Raw genomic sequence first — 1,524 nt, forward strand, 5'->3', positions numbered from 1 at the left:
GCTATATTACAATTGCGTATTATAGTTACATTATAACCTTAGTAATAATTGGAGTAAATTAATACTATACTCTAAAAATACGTTTTAAATATAAATTTTCTCACTTGTACATGTTTTATTGAACACAAAAAGAGAGCAAAAATTTTACTGCTCTCATAAAATTCGTTACTATTATTTAATTAAGGTAATTACAGTCCAATATATAGAAGAAGATAGTAATAAAAGTCCGAATAAAATGTCAATAATTAACCAAATCTTATCTTTTAATTGAATGTCATTTTTAACTTTATTATATTCTACAAATGCTTGATCCAATAATAAACACCCTAGTCCAAAATATATTATACTAGTAGAAATATTCAATGGATATGATGTATATGAAATTTCAAAAATACTTGATAAAATAAATAATATAATAGTTGTAAATATAATTAATTTTTTCATGATATATCCCCACTTTTTTAATCACTTTAAATTATTTAAGGATTAATTTATTTCTTTTTCTCAAACACAATTTGGTAGCAATACGGAGCAAATACACCTGGAACTGAAAATCCCGTATTTTCATTTGCCGGAATAATAACTTGCTTTAATCTCCATCCATTTTCAGATTCTTCATGAATGATACTTCTATAAATTTAGCAACTAATCAAAATTCAAAAATAAATAATTCTTCAATAGGAATATTTAATTCCTTTGAAATTCTAACAGCTAATTCAAGTGAAGGATTGTATTTTGCATTCTCTAAACGAGCTATAGTTTCTCTTCTAACATTAACTTTATTAGCTAATTCTTCTTGAGTTAATTCATTAAATTGACGATATTTCTTTAAATTACTAGTAAACTTTGTCATAATTCTTAGTTCCCTAAATCAAATTTGTAAGTTAAAAATGCCCATAAGTTTACTGATATTGCAAAAGTAAGTGCTATTATTAATACTTGCATTCTATAAAGTGTTAGTAAATCTACTGTAAATACCCTGATTAAATAACTTGCTACAACTGCTAAGACAAAGCCTGTAGGAAATGCTATGGATCCTGCTCTATGTTTATTATAAATTAAGCGTTCATCTTCACAATTTCCTAGCTTATTCCACCAAATGTGAGAAAGTTGTCCAAAGAACCCCAAATATAAAAGACCTAGTGGGTCACCGTTAAATCCTTTAAAACCTAAAAATCCAAATAATGCAAAGAAAATTGAATACTTGTTTACCCCTTTCATAAATAAGTCCCCCCGTTAATGTGATATATTTATATCCTTATATTACATATATATCACGTTAAGCCTAAGATTATTACTAAAAAAAAATAGGAGCTATGCTCCTACCCTCTAGTTTCATAATATATTATTTTAGAAAATCAACTAAAAAATCAGTTCTAATTCAATAAAAATTCCAACTCTAACTTTCTCTACTAACTCATCGTAAAAATCCATATTCTTTATATCTCTACAATCTAACTTTAAACTTGTTTCTATTGAACCATCAACAAAGATAGTTTTATAAAACTCCGGTAAATATATTTC

4 protein-coding genes are annotated in these 1,524 nt (G+C 25.9%); all 4 read right to left on the minus strand.

Annotation, left to right across the window (positions count from 1 at the left end):
• Window positions 1–171 precede the first annotated feature (171 nt).
• Genes CHF27_RS13685 through CHF27_RS13700 form a run of 4 tightly spaced genes read right to left on the minus strand, consistent with a single transcriptional unit; the run spans window position 172 to window position 1,221 of the window.
• Window positions 172–444, minus strand: a complete 273-nt coding sequence (locus CHF27_RS13685; RefSeq protein ID WP_095405272.1) for a hypothetical protein — start codon at window positions 442–444, stop codon at window positions 172–174.
• Window positions 445–491: 47 nt separating this feature from the next.
• The gene (locus tag CHF27_RS14770) at window positions 492–638 is read right to left on the minus strand and encodes a DUF4177 domain-containing protein (RefSeq protein WP_095405335.1); all 147 of its coding nucleotides are present in this window, start codon (window positions 636–638) and stop codon (window positions 492–494) included.
• 11 nt (window positions 639–649) lie between these two features.
• The gene (locus tag CHF27_RS13695; protein ID WP_095405273.1) at window positions 650–853 is read right to left on the minus strand and encodes a helix-turn-helix transcriptional regulator; all 204 of its coding nucleotides are present in this window, start codon (window positions 851–853) and stop codon (window positions 650–652) included.
• 5 nt (window positions 854–858) lie between these two features.
• On the minus strand, window positions 859–1,221 hold the full coding sequence (locus tag CHF27_RS13700) for a DUF3796 domain-containing protein (RefSeq protein ID WP_095405274.1): 363 nt from the start codon (window positions 1,219–1,221) through the stop codon (window positions 859–861).
• Window positions 1,222–1,524 lie beyond the last annotated feature (303 nt).

It is taken from the genome of Romboutsia maritimum (genome assembly GCF_002251085.2).
Classification (GTDB): Bacteria; Bacillota; Clostridia; order Peptostreptococcales; family Peptostreptococcaceae; genus Romboutsia_B; species Romboutsia_B maritimum.